Annotated in this window: 17 protein-coding genes and 1 pseudogene; 15 read left to right on the top strand and 3 right to left on the bottom strand. The window is 40.3% G+C overall.

What is annotated here, in order from left to right:
* Positions 1-19: 19 nt before the first annotated feature.
* Positions 20-1,201, bottom strand: coding sequence for an acetyl-CoA C-acyltransferase (locus tag QL998_RS01795; protein WP_290192041.1), 1,182 nt, complete (start codon positions 1,199-1,201; stop codon positions 20-22).
* A 330-nt stretch (positions 1,202-1,531) separates the two neighbouring features.
* Between QL998_RS01795 and QL998_RS01790 the strand changes: the two genes are divergently transcribed.
* From QL998_RS01790 to QL998_RS01750, 9 genes are all read left to right on the top strand, one after another.
* Entirely contained in the window at positions 1,532-1,966 is a 435-nt protein-coding gene (locus QL998_RS01790) for a MerR family DNA-binding transcriptional regulator (RefSeq protein ID WP_008135264.1), read from the top strand.
* A gap of 56 nt (positions 1,967-2,022) precedes the next feature.
* Positions 2,023-3,198, top strand: a complete 1,176-nt coding sequence (locus tag QL998_RS01785; RefSeq protein ID WP_165723431.1) for an isovaleryl-CoA dehydrogenase — start codon at positions 2,023-2,025, stop codon at positions 3,196-3,198.
* 10 nt (positions 3,199-3,208) lie between these two features.
* Positions 3,209-4,816: a carboxyl transferase domain-containing protein gene (locus QL998_RS01780; RefSeq protein ID WP_165723430.1), complete on the top strand. Its 1,608-nt coding sequence runs from the start codon at positions 3,209-3,211 to the stop codon at positions 4,814-4,816.
* Positions 4,817-4,828: 12 nt separating this feature from the next.
* Positions 4,829-5,599: an enoyl-CoA hydratase/isomerase family protein gene (locus QL998_RS01775; RefSeq protein ID WP_024604000.1), complete on the top strand. Its 771-nt coding sequence runs from the start codon at positions 4,829-4,831 to the stop codon at positions 5,597-5,599.
* A gap of 8 nt (positions 5,600-5,607) precedes the next feature.
* Positions 5,608-7,611, top strand: a complete 2,004-nt coding sequence (locus QL998_RS01770) for an acetyl/propionyl/methylcrotonyl-CoA carboxylase subunit alpha (RefSeq protein ID WP_290192040.1) — start codon at positions 5,608-5,610, stop codon at positions 7,609-7,611.
* Positions 7,611-8,507, top strand: coding sequence for a hydroxymethylglutaryl-CoA lyase (locus QL998_RS01765; RefSeq protein WP_165723427.1), 897 nt, complete (start codon positions 7,611-7,613; stop codon positions 8,505-8,507). Before QL998_RS01770 ends, QL998_RS01765 begins: the two co-directional genes overlap by 1 nt.
* A gap of 261 nt (positions 8,508-8,768) precedes the next feature.
* A complete protein-coding gene (locus QL998_RS01760; protein ID WP_165723426.1) occupies positions 8,769-9,467 on the top strand; it encodes a CoA transferase subunit A in 699 nt (232 codons plus the stop codon).
* 14 nt (positions 9,468-9,481) lie between these two features.
* Positions 9,482-10,138 carry a CoA transferase subunit B gene (locus QL998_RS01755; protein WP_039489749.1) on the top strand — a complete coding sequence of 219 codons (657 nt, stop codon included), beginning with the start codon at positions 9,482-9,484 and terminating at the stop codon, positions 10,136-10,138.
* Between the two features lie 344 nt (positions 10,139-10,482).
* Complete coding sequence (locus QL998_RS01750) at positions 10,483-11,364, top strand: LysR family transcriptional regulator (protein WP_002961883.1); 882 nt, start codon at positions 10,483-10,485, stop codon at positions 11,362-11,364.
* A gap of 881 nt (positions 11,365-12,245) precedes the next feature.
* Here the strand turns inward: QL998_RS01750 and QL998_RS01745 are convergent.
* Together QL998_RS01745 and msrA are read right to left on the bottom strand one after the other, a co-directional pair.
* Positions 12,246-13,022: an amino acid ABC transporter substrate-binding protein gene (locus QL998_RS01745; RefSeq protein ID WP_165723425.1), complete on the bottom strand. Its 777-nt coding sequence runs from the start codon at positions 13,020-13,022 to the stop codon at positions 12,246-12,248.
* A 134-nt stretch (positions 13,023-13,156) separates the two neighbouring features.
* Entirely contained in the window at positions 13,157-14,446 is a 1,290-nt protein-coding gene (gene msrA / locus QL998_RS01740; protein ID WP_290192039.1) for a peptide-methionine (S)-S-oxide reductase MsrA, read from the bottom strand.
* A 256-nt stretch (positions 14,447-14,702) separates the two neighbouring features.
* Between msrA and pxpB the strand changes: the two genes are divergently transcribed.
* From pxpB to QL998_RS01710, 6 genes and pseudogenes are all read left to right on the top strand, one after another.
* The gene (gene pxpB / locus QL998_RS01735) at positions 14,703-15,368 is read left to right on the top strand and encodes a 5-oxoprolinase subunit PxpB (RefSeq protein WP_024604093.1); all 666 of its coding nucleotides are present in this window, start codon (positions 14,703-14,705) and stop codon (positions 15,366-15,368) included.
* The gene (locus tag QL998_RS01730) at positions 15,361-16,287 is read left to right on the top strand and encodes a biotin-dependent carboxyltransferase family protein (RefSeq protein WP_024604094.1); all 927 of its coding nucleotides are present in this window, start codon (positions 15,361-15,363) and stop codon (positions 16,285-16,287) included. The genes pxpB and QL998_RS01730 overlap by 8 nt, the downstream gene beginning before the upstream one ends.
* Before the next feature lie 22 nt (positions 16,288-16,309).
* A pseudogene (locus QL998_RS01725) lies at positions 16,310-16,417 on the top strand (DUF979 family protein); the annotation flags it as partial.
* Positions 16,410-17,078 (top strand): pyroglutamyl-peptidase I, encoded by a 669-nt coding sequence (pcp, locus tag QL998_RS01720; protein ID WP_080670012.1) that lies wholly within the window; start codon positions 16,410-16,412, stop codon positions 17,076-17,078. The pseudogene QL998_RS01725 and the gene pcp, both read left to right, overlap by 8 nt.
* Before the next feature lie 153 nt (positions 17,079-17,231).
* On the top strand, positions 17,232-18,905 hold the full coding sequence (asnB, locus tag QL998_RS01715; RefSeq protein WP_169060204.1) for an asparagine synthase B: 1,674 nt from the start codon (positions 17,232-17,234) through the stop codon (positions 18,903-18,905).
* The gene (locus tag QL998_RS01710) at positions 18,889-19,764 is read left to right on the top strand and encodes a PhzF family phenazine biosynthesis protein (RefSeq protein ID WP_290192038.1); all 876 of its coding nucleotides are present in this window, start codon (positions 18,889-18,891) and stop codon (positions 19,762-19,764) included. Before asnB ends, QL998_RS01710 begins: the two co-directional genes overlap by 17 nt.
* Positions 19,765-19,835: the final 71 nt, after the last annotated feature.

Raw genomic sequence — 19,835 nt, 5'->3', positions numbered from 1 at the left:
ATAACTATTAAATACCTAGTTAATACGCTTCTACGGCCATAGCAACCGCTTCACCGCCACCAATACATAAAGACGCAATGCCTTTTTTAAGGCCTCGGTTTTTAAGGGCATGAATAAGCGTTACTAAAATACGCGCGCCGCTTGCACCAATTGGATGACCCAATGCACATGCACCGCCATTAACGTTTACTTTGCTTTCATCAAGTTTTAACTCGTTAATAGCCAGCATGGTTACCATGGCAAATGCTTCGTTAATTTCCCAAAGATCAACATCGTTTACAGCCCAACCTGCTTTTTCAAGCACGCTGTTCATAGCCCCTACTGGCGCTACTGTAAATTCACTTGGTTTTTGAGAATGCGTGCTGTGCGCCACAATTTTACAAAGCGGTGTTAAGCCCTGCTCTTTTGCTTTTGATTCGCTCATTAATATAAGCGCTGCGCCACCGTCTGAAATTGACGATGAATTAGCCGCTGTAATAGTGCCGTCTTTTTTAAAAGCTGCACTTAAGGTAGGGATTTTTTCTGGGCGGGCGTTACCTGGTTGCTCATCAATCGATACTGTTACATCGCCTTTGCGTGTTTGCATTGTATGGGGTGCAACTTCGTTATCAAAGCTACCATTTTGTATTGCTGCTTTTGCTTTACTTAATGAGCCTAATGCAAACGCATCCATTTGCTCGCGGCCAATGCCGTATTCGTCGGCGGTGTCTTGTGCAAAACAACCCATTGCTTTGTTGTCGTAAGCATCTTCAAGGCCATCGCTCATCATGTGATCTTTTATTTCGCCATGTCCCATGCGCATACCGCCACGCGCTTTTGGTATAAAGTACGGTGCATTTGTCATGCTCTCCATGCCACCAGCAATAGCAGATTGAATTGAGCCCGCTTTAATTAAATCGTTTGCAAGCATGGCTGCTTTTAAACCAGAGCCACATACTTTGTTAATTGTTGTAGCGCCAGTGCTAAGTGCAAGGCCTGCTTTTAACATTGCTTGGCGTGCAGGTGCTTGTCCAAGGCCTGCTGGTAATACACAGCCCATAATTACTTCGTCTATTGCATCATTAGCTAAACCAGTTTGTGTGAGTACACTTGCAATGGCGGTAGCGCCAAGCTCGGTAGACTGCGCATCACTTAACGCTCCCATAAAACCACCCATTGGGGTGCGTTTTGCTGCTACAATTACCACTGATTCTAAAGTCATAACTAACTCCATTGTATTTATATGCAAATAGTTGTTAGTATATTTGCTCTATTAATTTAGTATTCATTTATTATTTAATACCCTTACACAATACTAACGTTTACGCCAACGTCAACTAAAAACAGCTTAATTTTTAGTTTTATAAGTGTAAGGATTATTTTCCATCGGTTAGACTACACTGATAAAATAAAAATAACCCATTGAATATTAACAACATAAATCAACACCTCGCTTAAACATCCCTTTATAAATAGTTTCAAATCACACCAAGCTTTACCTTTACGTAAACTTCACTTATATTGGAGTTATTCGAATGAGGTAAATACAATTATGAAACCAGATAATCAAACAAACTTTGCAAGCTCAGCCAAAATGCCGGCCAGTAATGAACAAACATTTAGCATTAGCGAACTCGCTAAAGAATTTGACATTACAACCCGCTCTATTCGCTTTTACGAAGACCAAGGGTTAATAACGCCAGAACGTAATGGTCAAACCCGTATTTATTCAAAACGCGATAAAGTGCGTTTAAAACTAATATTACGTGGTAAGCGCCTTGGCTTTACATTGGCCGAAACCGGACGTTTGTTTGAACTGTACGACGCAGATAAATCAAGCGCTAAGCAGTTGGTTACTATGCTTGACCTTATATCAGAAAAAAAAGCAGACCTATCTCAACAAATGGACGACATTAAAGTTGTTCTTATGGAGTTGGTGACGGCCGAGCGCCGCTGCCGCGACACCCTTAACAAAATAGACGAGTAAGTTTATTTTTAAAATAAAAAAACACTGACAACACACACGTCACACAGGAATGAATCATGAGCACTATTTCACTATATAAAGAAATGAACTTTGGCCTTGGCGAAACCGCCGATATGATCCGCGACCACGTAAACAGTTTTGCGAGTCAGGAGATTGCCCCGCTTGCTGAAAAAACGGACTTAGATAACGCTTTTCCAAATCAACTTTGGTCTCAAATGGGCGAAATGGGCGTACTAGGTATGACCGTATCTGAAGAACTTGGCGGCGCTGGTTTAGGTTACTTAGAACATGTCATTGCTATGGAAGAAATTAGCCGTGCCAGTGCCTCTATAGGGTTAAGCTATGGAGCACATTCAAACCTGTGCGTTAATCAAATTAACCGTAACGGGTCACAAGCTCAAAAAGAAAAATACTTACCTAAGCTTATTAGTGGTGAGCACATTGGTGCTCTTGCAATGAGCGAGCCTAATGCGGGTTCTGACGTTGTATCGATGAAACTCAAAGCCGAAAAAAAAGGAGATAAGTACATTTTAAACGGTAATAAAATGTGGATCACCAATGGCCCAGACGCACACACACTCGTTATTTACGCTAAAACAGATTTAAACGCTGGCGCTAAAGGCATTACCGCATTTATTGTTGAAAGTGACTTTCCTGGTTTTTCAACAGCACAAAAGCTCGACAAACTGGGTATGCGCGGCTCAAATACCTGTGAGCTAGTATTTGAAAACTGCGAAGTACCCCAGGAAAACATTTTAGGTAACTTAAACGAAGGCGTTAAAGTACTTATGAGTGGCCTTGATTACGAACGCGTAGTACTTGCAGCGGGCCCGCTTGGTATAATGCAAGCGTGTATGGACATAGTGGTACCGTACATTCATGAGCGTAAACAGTTTGATACCCCTATTGGTCAATTTCAGTTAATTCAAGGCAAAATAGCCGACATGTATACACAAATGAATGCTGCGCGCTCATACGTATACACGGTAGCTAAAGCGTGTGACCGAGGCGAAACCACCCGTAAAGATGCCGCCGGTGCCATTTTATACGCCGCAGAGCTTGCAACTAAAATGGCGCTAGATGCAATTCAAATTTTAGGTGGTAATGGCTACATAAACGAATACGCAACGGGTCGTCTTCTTCGTGACGCTAAATTATACGAAATTGGTGCAGGTACTTCCGAAATTCGTCGCATGCTTATTGGCCGCGAACTTTTCACAGAAAGCCGTTAAGGATTAAACCATGACTATTTTAAAATCGAGCGTTAATCCTCACGACCCAACGTTTGTGCAAAACCATAAAAATATGTCAGCGCTGGTGGATGATTTACGCAGTAAAGTAGCAACAATTAGCCAAGGCGGAGGCGCTGCATTAAAAGAGCGCCACGAAGGCCGTGGTAAATTATTTGTACGCGACCGCATAAATACATTAATTGACGAAGGCTCACCGTTTTTAGAAATTTCGCAATTTGCTGCCTTTGGTGTGTACGAACAAGCAATACCTTGTGCAGGCGTTGTAGCCGGTATTGGCCGTGTTAAAGGCGTTGAATGCATGATTATTGCAAACGATGCCACGGTTAAAGGCGGTACATATTTTCCGCTTACCGTTAAAAAGCATTTACGCGCACAAGATATCGCCGAGCGCTGCCACTTACCGTGTATTTATTTGGTGGATTCGGGCGGTGCAAATCTGCCAGAGCAAGATGATGTATTTCCAGATAAGTTGCATTTTGGTCGTATTTTTTACAATCAAGCCCGTATGTCGGGTAAAGGCATTCCACAAATTGCTGTAGTAATGGGCTTATGTACCGCAGGTGGTGCGTACGTACCTGCAATGGCCGATGAAAGTATTATTGTAAAAGATCAAGGCACTATATTTTTAGCAGGTCCGCCCCTTGTAAAAGCAGCAACCGGCGAAGAAGTAACAGCCGAAGAGTTAGGCGGCGCCGATGTGCACTGTAAAATTTCGGGTGTTGCCGATCACTACGCTGAAAACGATGCTCATGCGCTGTCTATTGCGCGCCAATGTATTGAGCGTATTAATTATACACGCCCTACGGCCCCTCTTCTAGAGGATATAAAGCCACCCCGTTACGATATAAACGAGCTTTACGGCATTGTGGGCACCGACCTTAAAAAGCCATTTGATGTACGCGAAGTAATAGCGCGCACAGTGGACGACTCATCATTTGATGAATTTAAACGTTACTTTGGTGAAACGCTGGTCACCGGTTTTGCCAGTATTTACGGCAATCCTGTTGGCATAGTGGCTAATAACGGTATTTTATTTAGTGAGTCGGCGCAAAAAGGCGCCCACTTTATTCAACTGTGTGCTCAGCGCAATATTCCTTTAGTATTTTTACAAAATATTACCGGCTTTATGGTGGGTAAAAAATACGAAGCCGAAGGTATTGCTAAGCACGGCGCTAAAATGGTGATGGCGGTTTCGTGTGCTGATGTGCCTAAATTCACTGTACTTATTGGCGGCTCTTACGGCGCAGGTAACTACGGTATGTGTGGCCGCGCATTTGAACCAACCATGATGTGGATGTGGCCTAATGCTCGTATTTCGGTAATGGGCGGCGAGCAAGCTGCGGGTGTAATGGCGCAAGTTAAACAAGATGGTTTAGCACGTAAAGGCCAATGCATGAGCGAGCAAGAAATCAGTGATTTTAAAAAGCCAATTATTGATCAATACGAAGAGCAAGGTCATCCGTATTACGCAAGTGCACGCTTGTGGGATGACGGCATTATAGACCCTGCCGATACGCGTAATGTATTAGGGCTTGCGTTAACGGCTGCGAATAACGCACCAAAACGTGATTCGAAATTTGGCGTATTTAGAATGTAACCGGAGCGCAAAATGTCAGTAACACTACAAATAACAAAATCTAATGTGGCTGTACTTGTGTTAAGCCGCCAAGAAAAAAGAAACGCATTTAACAGTGAAGTAATACACGAGCTAATTCAGTGTATTGAACATGCAAATACGCTTGATATTCGTGCTTTGGTTTTAAAAACTGAGGGTAAACACTTTTCAGCCGGTGCCGATTTAGCTTGGATGAAATCAATGGCTGATAACAATTACGCCGATAACCTAGCTGATTCAATGCAATTAGCTAAATTAATGCAGGTATTGGCAAGCTCCCCGCATCCTACAATTTGTGCTGTGCAAGGTGCCGCTTTTGGTGGTGCTCTGGGCTTAATAGCCTGTTGCGACATAGCCCTTAGTAAAGACGATGCGCAATTTTGTTTAAGTGAAGTAAAGCTGGGTCTTATTCCGGCGGTTATTAGCCCGTATGTAATTAAAGCCATTGGTGAGCGCGCTGCTCGCAGGTACTTTTTAACGGCTGAAGTGTTTGATGCCCATACTGCTAAGCAACTTGGTTTAATTCATCAAGTAACCGGTAATTTAGACTGCGCGCTCGATAATATGCTGCAAACACTGATTGATAACGGACCTGTTGCAGTAAAAGCCGCAAAAGCATTAATTAACGATGTAGCAAATAAACCAATAACCGATGAACTCATTGAGCTTACCGCAGAGCGTATTGCAAAAATTCGCGTATCTGAAGAAGGTCAAGAAGGGCTAAGTGCTTTTTTTGATAAACGCCCACCCGCTTGGCAACTGTAGGATTGATTATGAAGACACAACGATTACAAAAAATACTAATTGCCAATCGTGGAGAAATTGCGTGCCGTGTAATGCGCAGCGCAAAACAAATGGGCTTAACCACGGTCGCGGTTTACTCTGATGCAGACAAACATGCCCAGCACGTAAAAATGGCTGACGAGGCTTACCATATTGGTGCCGCGCCAAGTAAAGATTCGTATTTAGTAGCAGACAAAATTTTACAAGTTGCCAAAGACTGCGGCGCTGACTGTATTCACCCAGGCTATGGTTTTTTATCTGAGAACAGCGAATTTGCTAAAGCCTGCGAAGCTAATAACATTGCTTTTATAGGGCCACCAGCAAGTAGCATTGAAGCAATGGGGTCTAAAACCCGCGCTAAAGAAATAATGGCAGCTGCTAATGTACCGTTAGTGCCTGGTTATTACGGTGATAAGCAAGACCCTGCTTTTTTACAAAGTGAAGCTGAAAAAATTGGCTACCCTGTACTCATTAAAGCGGCCTTTGGTGGCGGTGGTAAAGGCATGCGTGTGGTTGAAAAAGCACAAGACTTTATGAGCGCACTACAAGGTGCGCAACGTGAAGCGATTGCCGGTTTTGGTAACGACTTAGTGTTATTAGAGCGCTATGTAAACCAACCTCGCCATGTAGAAGTGCAAGTATTTGCAGATAACCATGGCAACTGTGTTTATTTAGGCGATCGTGATTGTTCTTTGCAACGTCGTCATCAAAAAGTAATTGAAGAAGCCCCTGCTCCGGGTTTATCTGACGAACTACGCAAAGAAATGGGCGAAGCGGCTGTACGTTGTGCACTGGCTATAAATTATAGAGGCGCAGGTACGGTTGAGTTTTTACTTTGTGGCGATGAATTTTTCTTTATGGAAATGAATACGCGCCTTCAAGTAGAACACCCAGTGACCGAAATGGTAACCGGTGTAGATTTAGTCAATTGGCAAATTAATATTGCGGGTGGGCAAACATTGCCAATGACACAAAGTAATATTCAATTGCAGGGTCATAGCTTTGAAGCGCGTATATACGCAGAAGATCCAGCCAACGACTTTATTCCGTGCTCGGGCACTATTGAAGCACTACACACACCCCTTAACAGTGAATTTGTACGCATTGATACAGGCATTGCACAAGGCGACGAAATTAGCCCGTTTTACGATCCGATGATTGCAAAACTTATTGTGCATGACGACAATCGCGAACAAGCACTGAGCCGCTTACAACAAGCCCTTGAGCAATTTCATTTAGCGGGTTTTAGCACTAACATTGGCTTTTTACATAATTTAGCAAGCCACCCCACGTTTAAACAAGGTGCGCCAAGCACACACTTTATTGCTGAGCAAGGTGATTCGTTAGTTGCTGTTGACGAATCGTTATTGCAAACAAGCCAGCTTATTGCTGCTTTTGCGTATTTAGAATCGTTAACTAACACCCAAAATGCGCAAAACAGTGCAAGCCCGTGGCAACAACTAACTGGATTTACACTCAATTCACCACAAGCAATTAAAGTCCCTTTTGCCGATTTACAGCTAAGCGCTATAAAAACGACAGCGGGCTATAGTATTACGCATAACGAGCATGTATTTAAACTACAAGGCACATTAAATAATAATCTGTGCACTGTATTTATTAATGGTGAAAAACATAGCGCGCACGTAACTACGGTTGGTAATAGTACTGCGGGCAATATTGTCACTGTTATGAATAAAGCACTGCAAACTAAGCTTGAACTAGTTGATAAACATTATATTAGTTCGCACAAAAGCGAAGCTTTGCCACTTGCCGCGCCGCTTAATGGCACAGTAGTTAAGCACTTAATCGACATTGGTAGCACAATTACCAAAGGCGATGCGGTTGTTATTATCGAAGCCATGAAAATGGAATACACGCTTAACGCACCACACGACGGCATTTTAAGAAGCTACTGTTTTGGTGAAGGCGAATTAGTAACGCATGGAGCCTTACTTGCTATTGTCGAAGATACAACAGAGGAAGGTGCATAATGAGTGCCTTTCCAAATAAAGTACGTATTGTTGAAGTTGGCGCGCGAGACGGCCTACAAAACGAAAAAACAGTAAGCACAGCCGATAAAGTAGCGCTTATTAACGCCCTAAGTGCTGCTGGCTTAAAAGATATTGAAGCTGGCGCGTTTGTCTCCCCTAAGTGGGTGCCACAAATGGCAGACTCAGCGGATGTAATATCAGCGCTAGATTTACCCAATGTAAATTTAAGCGCCCTTACACCTAACTTAAAAGGTGCACAAGCAGCGCACGCTGTTGGTATTAAAGAGTTTGCTATATTTACAGCTGCGAGTGAGTCGTTTTGTCAAAAAAATATCAACTGCTCAATAGACGAAAGTATTGAACGTTTTAGCGAAGTAATGGCGTTTGCTAAAGCTAATAATATTCGTGTACGTGGTTATGTAAGCTGTGTACTCGGTTGCCCCTATGAGGGTGATATTGACCCGCAAGCAGTACTAAGTGTATCGCAAAAGCTATTAGATTTAGGCTGTTACGAAGTAAGCCTTGGCGATACCATAGGTGTTGGCACCGCAAAAAAAGTAACGCAATTAATCGAGTTACTTTTAACGCACATTGATAAAGCCAAGTTGGCCGTGCATTTTCATGATACATACGGCCAAGCGCTCACAAATATTTACGCAGCTTTAAGCCTAGGTATTGCAACGGTTGACGCGGCAGTCGCGGGCCTTGGTGGCTGTCCTTATGCTAAGGGGGCGTCAGGAAATGTTGCCACCGAAGATGTAGTTTACTTACTGCAAGGGCTTGGCATTGAACACTCAATTGATTTACAAAGGTTAAGTGACGCTGGCTGGGAAATAACCAAAGCACTTGGTAAGCAACCTGTGAGCAAAGTATCTGTGGCACTGCACACAAAATAACCTGAGCTCTGGATAATAAATCTATCTCGAGCAGCTATTTTCAGCACTAACTGCGTTGAATTTACTTGCAATAGGCCAGCTATTGACGCGTAAATTCGCCTTGTTTTCACTGAAAATCTCTGGCTAGAGAAAATAAATTTAAATATCACCCTGATTCATATGTTAGTAAATCTATTAACCAGAGTTCAGGTTAAATAGCTATCTTATGAAATGATGATTAAAGATAGTTAACAACAAATAGCACACAATGAGGAGAGACTCATGGCCGGTTTTGATAAGGTAGTTTATAGCTACGAAGCTGCAATGGAAGGATTAAAAGACGGCGATACCATTATCGCCGGTGGTTTTGGTTTATGTGGTATTCCTGAGGGCTTAATTAAACAAATTAAGCACATGCAAACAAAAAACTTAACCGTAGTATCTAATAACTGTGGTGTTGATGACTTTGGTTTAGGTATTTTATTACAAGACAAGCAAATTAAAAAAGTAATTGCCTCATACGTTGGCGAAAACGCCCTATTCGAGCAGCAGTTATTAAGTGGCGAAATTGATGTAGAGCTTACGCCTCAAGGTACATTAGCTGAAAAAATGCGTGCTGGTGGCGCGGGTATACCTGCATTTTACACCGCTACCGGTTACGGTACTCCTGTGGCTGAGGGTAAAGATGTAAAAGAGTTTAATGGTCGCCCGTATATTTTAGAAGAATCTATAACGGGTGAATTTGCTATTGTTAAAGCGTGGAAAGCCGACCGCTTTGGTAATTTAGTGTTTAGACACACCGCCATGAACTTTAATCCAATGGCGGCAACAGCTGGTAAAATTACCGTTGCCGAAGTAGAAGAAATTGTAGAGCCGGGCGAGCTTGAACCAAGCCAAATTCATACCCCGGGTATTTTTGTAAATCGCGTTATTAAAGGCAGCTTTGAAAAACGCATTGAACGTGTAACAACACGAGATTAAGCAGGAGCAAAATTATGGCATTATCACGTGAACAAGTTGCAATGCGCGTTGCACAAGAACTACAAGATGGTTACTACGTTAATTTGGGCATAGGAATTCCGACACTCGTCGCAAACTATGTACCGGATGATATTGAAGTTATGTTACAGTCCGAAAATGGTCTTTTAGGCATGGGCCCTTACCCTACTAAAGCAGAACTAGATGCCGATATGATTAACGCGGGTAAAGAAACCGTGACAGCAGCCACAGGTGCAGCCATATTTAATAGTGCAGATAGTTTTGCCATGATACGGGGTGGTCATGTAGACTTAACCGTTCTGGGTGCATTTGAAGTTGACCAGAACGGCAACATCGCATCGTGGATGATCCCTAAAAAGCTAATTAAAGGCATGGGCGGCGCGATGGATTTAGTCGCTGGCGCAAAAAATATTATTGTTACTATGACTCATGCGAGCAAGCATGGTGATTCTAAACTATTAGAGGCATGCTCTTTACCGCTTACAGGCGTTAATTGCGTTAAAAAAATAGTGACAGACTTAGCCGTACTAGAAGTGAAAGACGGCGCATTTCATCTATTAGAACGCGCTCCTGGTGTATCAGTTGATGAAATTATTAGTAAAACAGCAGGTAAACTACTTGTTGATGGTGAAGTACCAGAAATGGTTTTTTAGTTACTTTTAAAAAGGTTAATTAAAATATCGCTTTACCTTGTACCGACCTCATTCCCAGTGCCAATGGCGCTGAGTTACCCAAAATCCCTCTCACGAGGGATTTTTTTTATCTTTTGCCATTATTTTTACCGTCATTCATACATCTGTAGTAAATTTTATCTATAATACAAATATAAATTAAATGTAAGCGCTTAGATTCTTTGCACTATTTTGTGGATAGTCTGCACCCTTTTTGTGAACTAGCGTTAAATTTATTTTTAACCTACTGATATTTATATATTAAATAGTTGGTTCAAATTTTGCCTAAGTAAGGCGTCTCAATAAATTAAATAATTCTGGAAAACATGCAAACTCCTATTCGTGGCCTTCGCTCTTTTTGCTTTGCCGCAAGAAGCCTAAGTTTTAAGCATGCAGCTAATGAGCTGTACTTAACGCCGTCTGCGGTAAGCCATCAAATAAAACAACTTGAAGAACAACTTGGTATTGAGCTTTTTCAACGTAAAACGCGTTCAATTAGCTTAACCACAGCGGGTAAAAACTTTTTTGATGCTGTGTCTCCTATCATCACAATGTTAGAGAGCACCATTAATGAGTTTAGTCAGATGCAGCAAAATACAAATTTGACGATTACCCTGCCTGAATTTTTTGCCAGCGAACTACTCATGCCTAAATTAAGTGAGTGGACGTCAGAACACCCTAATATAAACCTGCAAATGGACACGCTTAAAACACGCAAAGAATTAACGCGTCATAGCGATTTATCTATTGTATTGTCCTCTGGTAAACCTACTGAAGGGTTAGCGACTGAGTTGTTTAACCTTGAATATATTCCTGCATGTAATAAAAAATTGCTCGATCAGTGGAGGGACGATCATCGTCAAGCGCTTAACCAAGTTCCGCTAATCTTGCACAAAGCTCGCCCTTGGGCTTGGCATCAGTGGGCCGAAAAAGCAGGGATTGATGACTTTTCTCCTTCGCAGATTATTCAAATAGATAGCATGTTTGGTGTAGCGCGTGCAGCGCAGCAAGGCATGGGCATTGCACTTATCCCACTGCCTATTAGCCAAAGCTGGCTAGATGAGCAATGGCTTTACAAATTATTCGAACAGCCTTTAACAACTAAAGATAAATACTATTTAGTGCAGCACGAATCAAGCACGCCTAATCACCCGCTTGATTTATTTGCGAAGTGGGTTGTAAATACGTTTAGAAAAATCCAAGAATAATCCCCTATTAGACGAGTTGAGTAATACAACCTACTCTGTGTTGTATTACTGAACTCGTCTAAACCTCTCTGCAATTTTTAATAATATTTTTTATTTAAATACATAAACTTAACGCCGAGCATTAGACTAAAGTCTATAGTTTAATTTTTTTCACTCATTGGTTTCATTTTTATCGTTTGTCGAAAATAAAGTTAAATATTAAAGTTACTTCATCAGCTCAAAACAACTTAGTTAATTTGTTTTTTAAGAGCAATAAATGCAACCTTTAGAGTTCTAGTAACTCAAACGTAGCAGTGAAAAGAATCTTATATTGTGTGTGTAAGATGTTGTCAGTGTGAAAAAGCGGTTCAAGTTAGGTGGTGACTTGGCTTGAACTGTTTTTATTCTTGGCGCAAACCACATGGTATGCAATACAAAGCTACCAAAGCGTAGTAAACAGAATCTTTATATTGTGTGTGAAGATGTTGTCAGTGTGAAAAAGCAGTTCAAGTTAGGTGGTGACTTGGCTTGAACTGTTTTTATTTTTGGCGCAAACCACATGATATGCAATACAAAGCTACCAAAGCGTAGTAAACAGAATCTTTATATTGTGTGTGAAGATGTTGTCAGTGTGAAAAGCGGTTCAAGTTAGGTGGTGACTTGGCTTGAACTGTTTTTATTCTTGGCTCAAACCACATGATATGCATTACAAGGCTACTAAAGCGTAGCAAACAGAATCTTTATATTGTGTGTGAAGATGTTGTCAGTGTGAAAAGCGGTTCAAGTTAGGTGGTGACTTGGCTTGGACTGTTTTTATTATTAAGCACATACATAATATAGCTATATACAGATTAATACATTTTAAAAAGCCCCGTAAGTTATAACTTACGGGGCTTTTTTAGTTAATTTTTTATTTGATACTCTTTTTTTAATTTACTTATTTGCACTTTATGTGAAATCAAGAAGGTATTAAATTTCTTGATTATGTCAGGGTAGTCAATCGACGATAATAAAAAGGCTTGTAAATCTGTCGGCAATTCGTTTTGAAAATAAACAGGTCTGGTTAATTTAAAGTATTTTAGGAGGTTATAATTTAATACATCGTTAGATATGTAAATACACTCCACCCGCTCTCTTAAAAGCAACTCTATTAATTCAATTACGTTAGCTGTTTCTATTAACTCAACGTTTTCATTATTCATTAACGGTTTAAAGCTTTGAGGCGTAAACCCTCTTACCGTTGCAAAACTAATGCATTCACCAATAGTGATGTTTTTATTTAAACTCGCAATGCCCGTTTTAGTCACAACGGTTGGCTGCGAATAAATAATTTTATTTACATCAATAAATGAAGCTTTGTAGCTTTGTTTCCAGCTAGGGTTATCTGGATACTTAAAGTCGACATGGCGATGTTCCACAAATTCTTTGTAAAGTCGATTAATAGGTAGTGTGTAAAACTCAAACTTAAAGTCATGCTGCTGGGCAAACAAGGTAAGTAACTTTTGACTGAAACCATAATAGTCGCGGTTATCAGCCCCACTACCATCGTAGTATGGAAGGTATTCTATATTCTCTAAGCCTACTACGTAATGAGTCGCTGATTTAGCGTTGTTTATTAAAAGCAGCAAAGCGAATGGCAAATATATTAACTGCGTTGCTATTTTTTTTAATTGATTCATTAATAACCTAAGTAATATTAATGACGATTAGCTGTACGCTTTAATTTTAACAAATTTGCAAAGATTATGATAAGCCTATTTTGTTTTATGCAAAAAAAAGCCTGATTAAAATCAGGCTTTACAAAGTAAAAGGTTTAGCTTTTATCTCTTGGTACAAAATCGAGTACTGTTGCGTTTATACAGTAGCGGTCTGTGCCTCTAGGGCCTTCTCCTGGGAATAAATGACCAAGATGAATACCTGTACTTTTAGAACGTAGCTCAATACGTGTTATTCCCCAGCTGCTATCGTCATGCTGCGTTACACTACTTTTTACTGGGTGCTTAAACGACAACCAACCAGTACCGGAGTTAAACCTATCGCTTGTATCAAATAGTGGCTCGCCACTTAATTTATCAACAAAAGTACCGTCAGGTGTGTTTTTAAACTCTTTGTACTCTTTGCAGTAAGGTCTATCTGTTCGTGCATCAAATGCAACTTTATAAGCATCACTGTTACCTAATTTAAAAGCGCCTAATGCTTTATAAAACTCTTCAGGCGTTGCATAACCTTGACGACCATATACCTCAATACCATTTTCTAAAAACAAAATGGTTGGTGTTGCCCACGTGGCTGACTTAATAGTTAAATCATCAAGTTGGTCAGCATGGCGAAACGACATTGGTATTGTCCCTTTGTAATCATTTGCGACTGCTTTTTTAAACTTTTCACAGTATAGGCAGTATTCACGTGAATCTAAGACTACGATTTGTTTTCCTGATAATAAAGCCGTGTTATCTACTTTTTCTACAGGTGTTTTATTAAAAACAACACCGGTAGAGTGATCGGGACAATAGCCATTAGGGTTCTTTTCTAAATAATTTTGATGATACTCTTCTGCCGATACAAAACCTTGAAGCGGTTTAATAACCGTTTCAATTTTGCCATAGCTCGCATCTGTTAAAAGCTGCTGATATTGCGATTTAACTTGTTCAGCTACTTTAGCTTGCGCATCAGTAGTCGTTAATACAATTGAACGATATTGCGTACCGATGTCGTTACCTTGGCGATTTTTTTGCGTAGGATCGTGACTTTCAAAATAGTTTTTTAAGAGATCTTCTGCTGAAATTATATTGCTGTTATACATAACTTGCACAACTTCAGCATAATTGTTCTCGTCAAAACGACGAGACTGATCGGTGATATTTCTGTACGTTGCTTTAAACCCATGGCCGTCTGCATAACCCGACTCAGCATCAATAACGCCATTAAGCGCTTCGTAGCGTTTTTCTGCTCCCCAAAAACAACCAGACCCCAGTACAATGGTTTCTACATGCATGGTGGCTTCTACATTACTGTGTTCTACCTTTTCCATAGATAAAGCAAAGCTGCCTGCGCTAAATATAATAGCAGCGCCTGATAAATATAATAAATGCTGGTGTTTCATAAAGTACCTCATAAACAAGTGCGTGCTAATTAAGACCTCCTTATCTTAATTTTCATTTCAACCTAATTACTTATTTAGTACGAAATGTATTAAGTTTTAGTCCTCAATAAATTAAATACGATTAATTGAATATAAAAACACTCTTAAAGTAAGCTGGGAAAATAAACACTAAACATAACCACTTAGTCGCAATGGTGTAAATAAATTAATAAAACTGTGTTACGTTTAAATTATGTTGTACAAATAGGTTTATTTAATGAAGCCAGCTCCCCATATTTATGCATTAACAAACAGTAGTTTACTACTTGATGCATCGCATTTAGACGCTACAGATAGACTCTCTATTCAAAAGAAAATTTGGGCTTTAGCTAGCCACTGTAAAAGCACTGATGAATTTACCGATTTGGTGCCAGCCATGAACTCGCTCACTCTCTATTTAAAATCAGATAAACACTTAAATAAGTGGTTACAAGTGCTACCTTCGCTGTGGAATGATATTAAAACGAGTACTTTTAAAGGGCAACATCACTTAATCGAAACCATATACAAGGGTGAGGATATTAATTACGTGGCTCGTTATCATAATTTAAGCGCTGATGAGGTTATTAATATTCATAGTAAAACCAAGTACCACGTTTTATTTTTAGGCTTTCAGCCCGGTTTTGCTTACCTACATGGTTTAGAAGAGCAATTACATACGCCAAGGCGTGATGAGCCACGCATTAAAGTTTCTAAAGGCTCTGTTGCGATAGGTGCTGAACAAACCGGAATTTACCCCGCAGATACCCCTGGTGGTTGGCACATAATAGGTCATACAGATACTGCTTTGTTTGATTCGACCTCGGAGCAACCTTGTTTAATTCAACCAGGCGATACGCTTGAATTTGTTCCGCTAGTTAATAAAGGAGCAACTCATGATTAAAGTACTTAAAAGTGGTGTATTACTTACAATTCAAGATTTTGGCCGTGATGGCTACCGCCATCTAGGTGTAAACAAAGCGGGCAGCTTAGACCCCTTTGTACAAATAATTGCTAATAGATTACTTAACAATAACGACAATGATGCCGTTTTAGAAATAACTGTTGGTCTGTGCGAGCTGGAATTCACCTGCGACACAGTAATTGCGCTTCATGGTGCAGATTTGCAAGCAACCCTTGATGGACAAGCAATTTACCCTGGTTGGACATACACAGTAAAAAATAAACAAGTACTGAGCTTTGCTACTGGTAGAGCGGGCTTAAGAGCTTATTTAGCGGTTAAAGGCGGTATACAAAATACTGAAGTTATGGGCTCTAAATCTACAGATTTGAACGCATGTTTTGGTGGTATTGAAGGTAGAGCTCTCGCCACTGGCGATGAAATACCTATTACTCCTTATTATGGAGAGTTTATAAAAGTAGGCGCAATTGCTCCCGCCCAGCGCAAGCTTATAAGACTGCACCCAAGCCCTCATGCTAATTTGTTAGGCGAGCCTTTACTTAACAACTTTGTATCTACCGCATTTAAAGTTAGTAGTAACAGCAACCGAATGGGCGTAAGGCTTGAGCATAAAAATAATTTGGCACATTCGCACTCTTTGCCATCACTAGGGGTGAGTCCTGGGAGTATTCAACTGCCACCGAATGGTGAGCCTATTGTGCTACTTAACGATGGTCAAACAACCGGGGGCTACCCTCTTTTAGGGACTGTAATTGAAGCCGACTTACATCAATTTGCACAATTTAGACCTTTAGATACTGTTGAATTTAAATATGTAACGTTTGAAGAAGCAGCAAAGGCGAAGCAGAAACTTGACGGGCACCTACATCAATTGAGCCTTGCACTTAAAAATAACCTATAAAATATTCTAGAATCAACACGTCCTAGATTTAAAAAATAGGTACCATGTAATAAAGGTTCAAATTCCGACGGCCGTTTCCTTACTCGCCGTTAATATTATTTTAATGTATAGCTTGGTGTTTAATGACTAAATCAACTTCTACTATGCCGTGTGTATTAATAACTGGCTTTGCTCCTTTTGGTGGCGAAGCTATCAATCCTTCTTGGCAAGCAGTGCAAAAACTTGATGAAACTATCATCATGAAACACAAAATATGTACACTAGAACTTGCCTGTGAATTTAATACGTCTATCAGTCAGCTTATAAACGCCATTGAGTCGCACAATCCGGCGGTTGTTTTATGTATAGGCCAAGCTGGTGGGCGCAGCGAAATATCAATTGAGCGTATTGCAATAAACGTTGACGATGCACGCATTAAAGACAATGCAGGTAAGCAGCCTATCGATACACCAATAGAAAAAAATGGCCCTGATGCCTATTTCACAAACTTACCAATAAAGCGCATGTTACAAGCACTGCACAACAGCAATATACCTGCTGCCATTTCCAATACAGCAGGTACGTATGTGTGTAATCACGTTATGTATGGTCTTATGCATTACATAAATGATCACTGCGCTGTAATGAAAGGTGGCTTTGTGCATATTCCTTATTTACCAAGCCAAGCTGTGCACCACAATGGCGCACCAAGCATGAGCGAAGAAACCGTTATTAATGCCCTGAGAGTTATGATTGCACAAGCTTTGAACAATAATAGCGACGTAAAAATAGCAGCAGGAACTACGCATTAACCACTTTGGTGCAATTACATCTAGCTTGGTGCATAAATTATTCTTAATTAATTGTAAAAGCTATGTGACTTGAGTAATTTTTTCTGATAAAACAAGGTTTCGCAGCACAGCAAATTGGCTCTGCTGCACACATAATAGGAATGAGGAGTTACTATGTGTTCAATTTTTGGGGTATTAGATATTAAATCTGATCCCACTCAATTGCGTACCCAAGCAATTGAAATGTCAAAGCTGCTTAGACACCGTGGCCCAGATTGGTCTGGTGTATATGCATCTGAAAAAGCTATTTTAGTGCATGAGCGTTTAGCTATTGTTGGTGTATCAAGCGGTGCACAGCCTTTATACAATCCTGAAAAAACAAATATTTTAGCGGTTAACGGTGAGATTTATAATCATAAAGAACTTGCAGCAGAGTTAGACGTTGATTTTACTTTTCAAACTCAATCAGACTGTGAAGTTATTTTAGCGCTGTATAAACAAAAAGGGCCTGACTTTTTAGATGACCTAAATGGCATTTTTGCATTTTGTTTATACGACGAAGAAAATGACGCCTACTTAATTGGCCGTGACCATATTGGTATTATCCCGCTTTACACCGGTCACGACGAGCACGGTAACTTTTACGTTGCTTCTGAGCTAAAAGCACTTTCTCCAATTTGTAAGCATATTGAAGAATTTCCACCAGGGCATTACCTGTACAGCAAAGATGGCAAAATGACGCCTTATTACAAACGTGATTGGGAAACATTTGATGCAGTTAAAGATAACAGCGCAGAAGCGCAAGACGTTAAAGATGCATTAGAAGCGGCCGTTAAACGTCAATTAATGTGTGACGTGCCTTACGGTGTATTACTTTCTGGTGGTTTAGACTCATCGGTTATCTCTGCTATTACCCAGCGCTTTGCTGCAAAACGTATTGAAGATAACGACGAAAGCGATGCATGGTGGCCTAAGCTGCATTCTTTTTCAGTAGGTCTTGATGGCTCACCTGATTTAGCGGCTGCACAAAAAGTAGCTGACATGATTGGTACTATTCATCACCCTATCATTTTTACCATTCAAGAAGGTATTGATGCATTACGTGAAGTGATTTACCACATAGAAACCTACGACGTAACAACAATTCGTGCCTCTACACCTATGTACCTAATGGCTCGCCAAATTAAAGCAATGGGCATTAAAATGGTGTTATCTGGCGAAGGTGCTGATGAGCTATTTGGTGGTTACTTATACTTCCATAAAGCCCCTAACGCACAAGAGTTTCATGAAGAGCTAAACCGTAAAGTATCAAAACTGCATATGTTTGACTGTTTACGTGCTAATAAATCAATGGCGGCATGGGGCGTAGAAGCACGTGTACCGTTTCTTGATAAAGAATTTGTTGATGTTGCTATGCGTATCAACCCTGAAGCTAAAATGTGTAAAGATGGAAAAATTGAAAAACACATTTTACGTGAAGGCTTTGAAGGTTACTTACCTGATGAAGTGCTATGGCGTCAAAAAGAGCAATTTTCAGACGGTGTAGGCTACAGCTGGATTGATACCTTAAAAGAGTTTGTAAATGAGCAAGTGAGCGATCAAGAGCTTGCAAATGCAAAATTTAAATACCCTATTAATACACCAGATTCAAAAGAAGCTTACTACTACCGTACTATTTTTGAATCGCATTTCCCTGGTGATGCATCAGCTAAATGTGTACCGCATGGTAAATCGGTAGCGTGTTCGACTCCTGAAGCACTTGCATGGGACGCATCGTTCCAAAACAATGCTGATCCATCAGGTCGTGCTGCAGGCGTTCATAACGACGCATATGCAAGCAAAGGTTAATACTCTTTGTTTAGCGAAGCGTAAGCCTAAATGGCTTACGCTTCGCTTTATAAAGCTCACTTCCACCGAATCTGTTTTTTATAGCCCTGCACATAACTTAAAAGGCTCAAGTGCTTTAATTGTTATTTATAAAAATGGGTTAACATCAAAAACAATGCAATATATTGCATCACAATCAACTTACCCTGCTACCGTATTTTTAAATCAAAATGAGATAACTAAACGCCATTGTAAAATTCGCTGGTTTAATCAAACGAGTGAAATTAAACGCTGTGGACATGGTACTTTAGCAGCCGCTAATTTTTTAATAGACCATTTGGGTTATTGCCCTGAAGTATTTACTTCAATGAGTAATGAGCGCTTTACTATAAGAGTAAAAAAACAAGGCGCTCAGCTGTTACTAAAAAGCATAGAGCCTAAAAAAAGCGAGTTAGCTGAAGGTGAGTTAAAAAGTGTGTTTTCAGTAGCAATAAAAGCAGCCTACACTACCGCTGATAAAAACGGTTATACGGTTGTATTATTTAATAAAGAATTTAGTAAAGAATTCGATAAATCAGTTAAAAAAGACGATTTAAAAAGCGTACACGTTGATTTTAAAGCTTTGTGTGCACTCCACAAAAATGCAGTAATTACCCTTAGTATAAAAAATAAAGACAAGAAAAATGCCATAGCGCGTTTTAGATATTTTGCCCCCCAGTTTGGCGTAAATGAGGACAGTGCAACGGGCTCTGCGGTATCTGTTATTGCCCCACTTCTATTTAGACTGCATGGTTTAAATAAAGCTAAGCTTATACAGCAATCAAATAATGGCGCATTTTTAAACTATGAGTTTAACAATGCCCAAGTTGTCATTTACTAGGGCGTGTTGATCTTCGCGAATTGAAATTTGTTCAATCGCGGCGCGAGGTTTGTAACCTAGTGGGCTAAGTA

Origin of the sequence: Pseudoalteromonas sp. APC 3691 (genome assembly GCF_030408135.1) — a bacterium.
In the GTDB taxonomy this organism is placed as follows: domain Bacteria; phylum Pseudomonadota; class Gammaproteobacteria; order Enterobacterales; family Alteromonadaceae; genus Pseudoalteromonas.
Note: the sequence above shows the minus strand (reverse complement) of the source record. Positions and strands in the feature narration are given on the sequence as shown.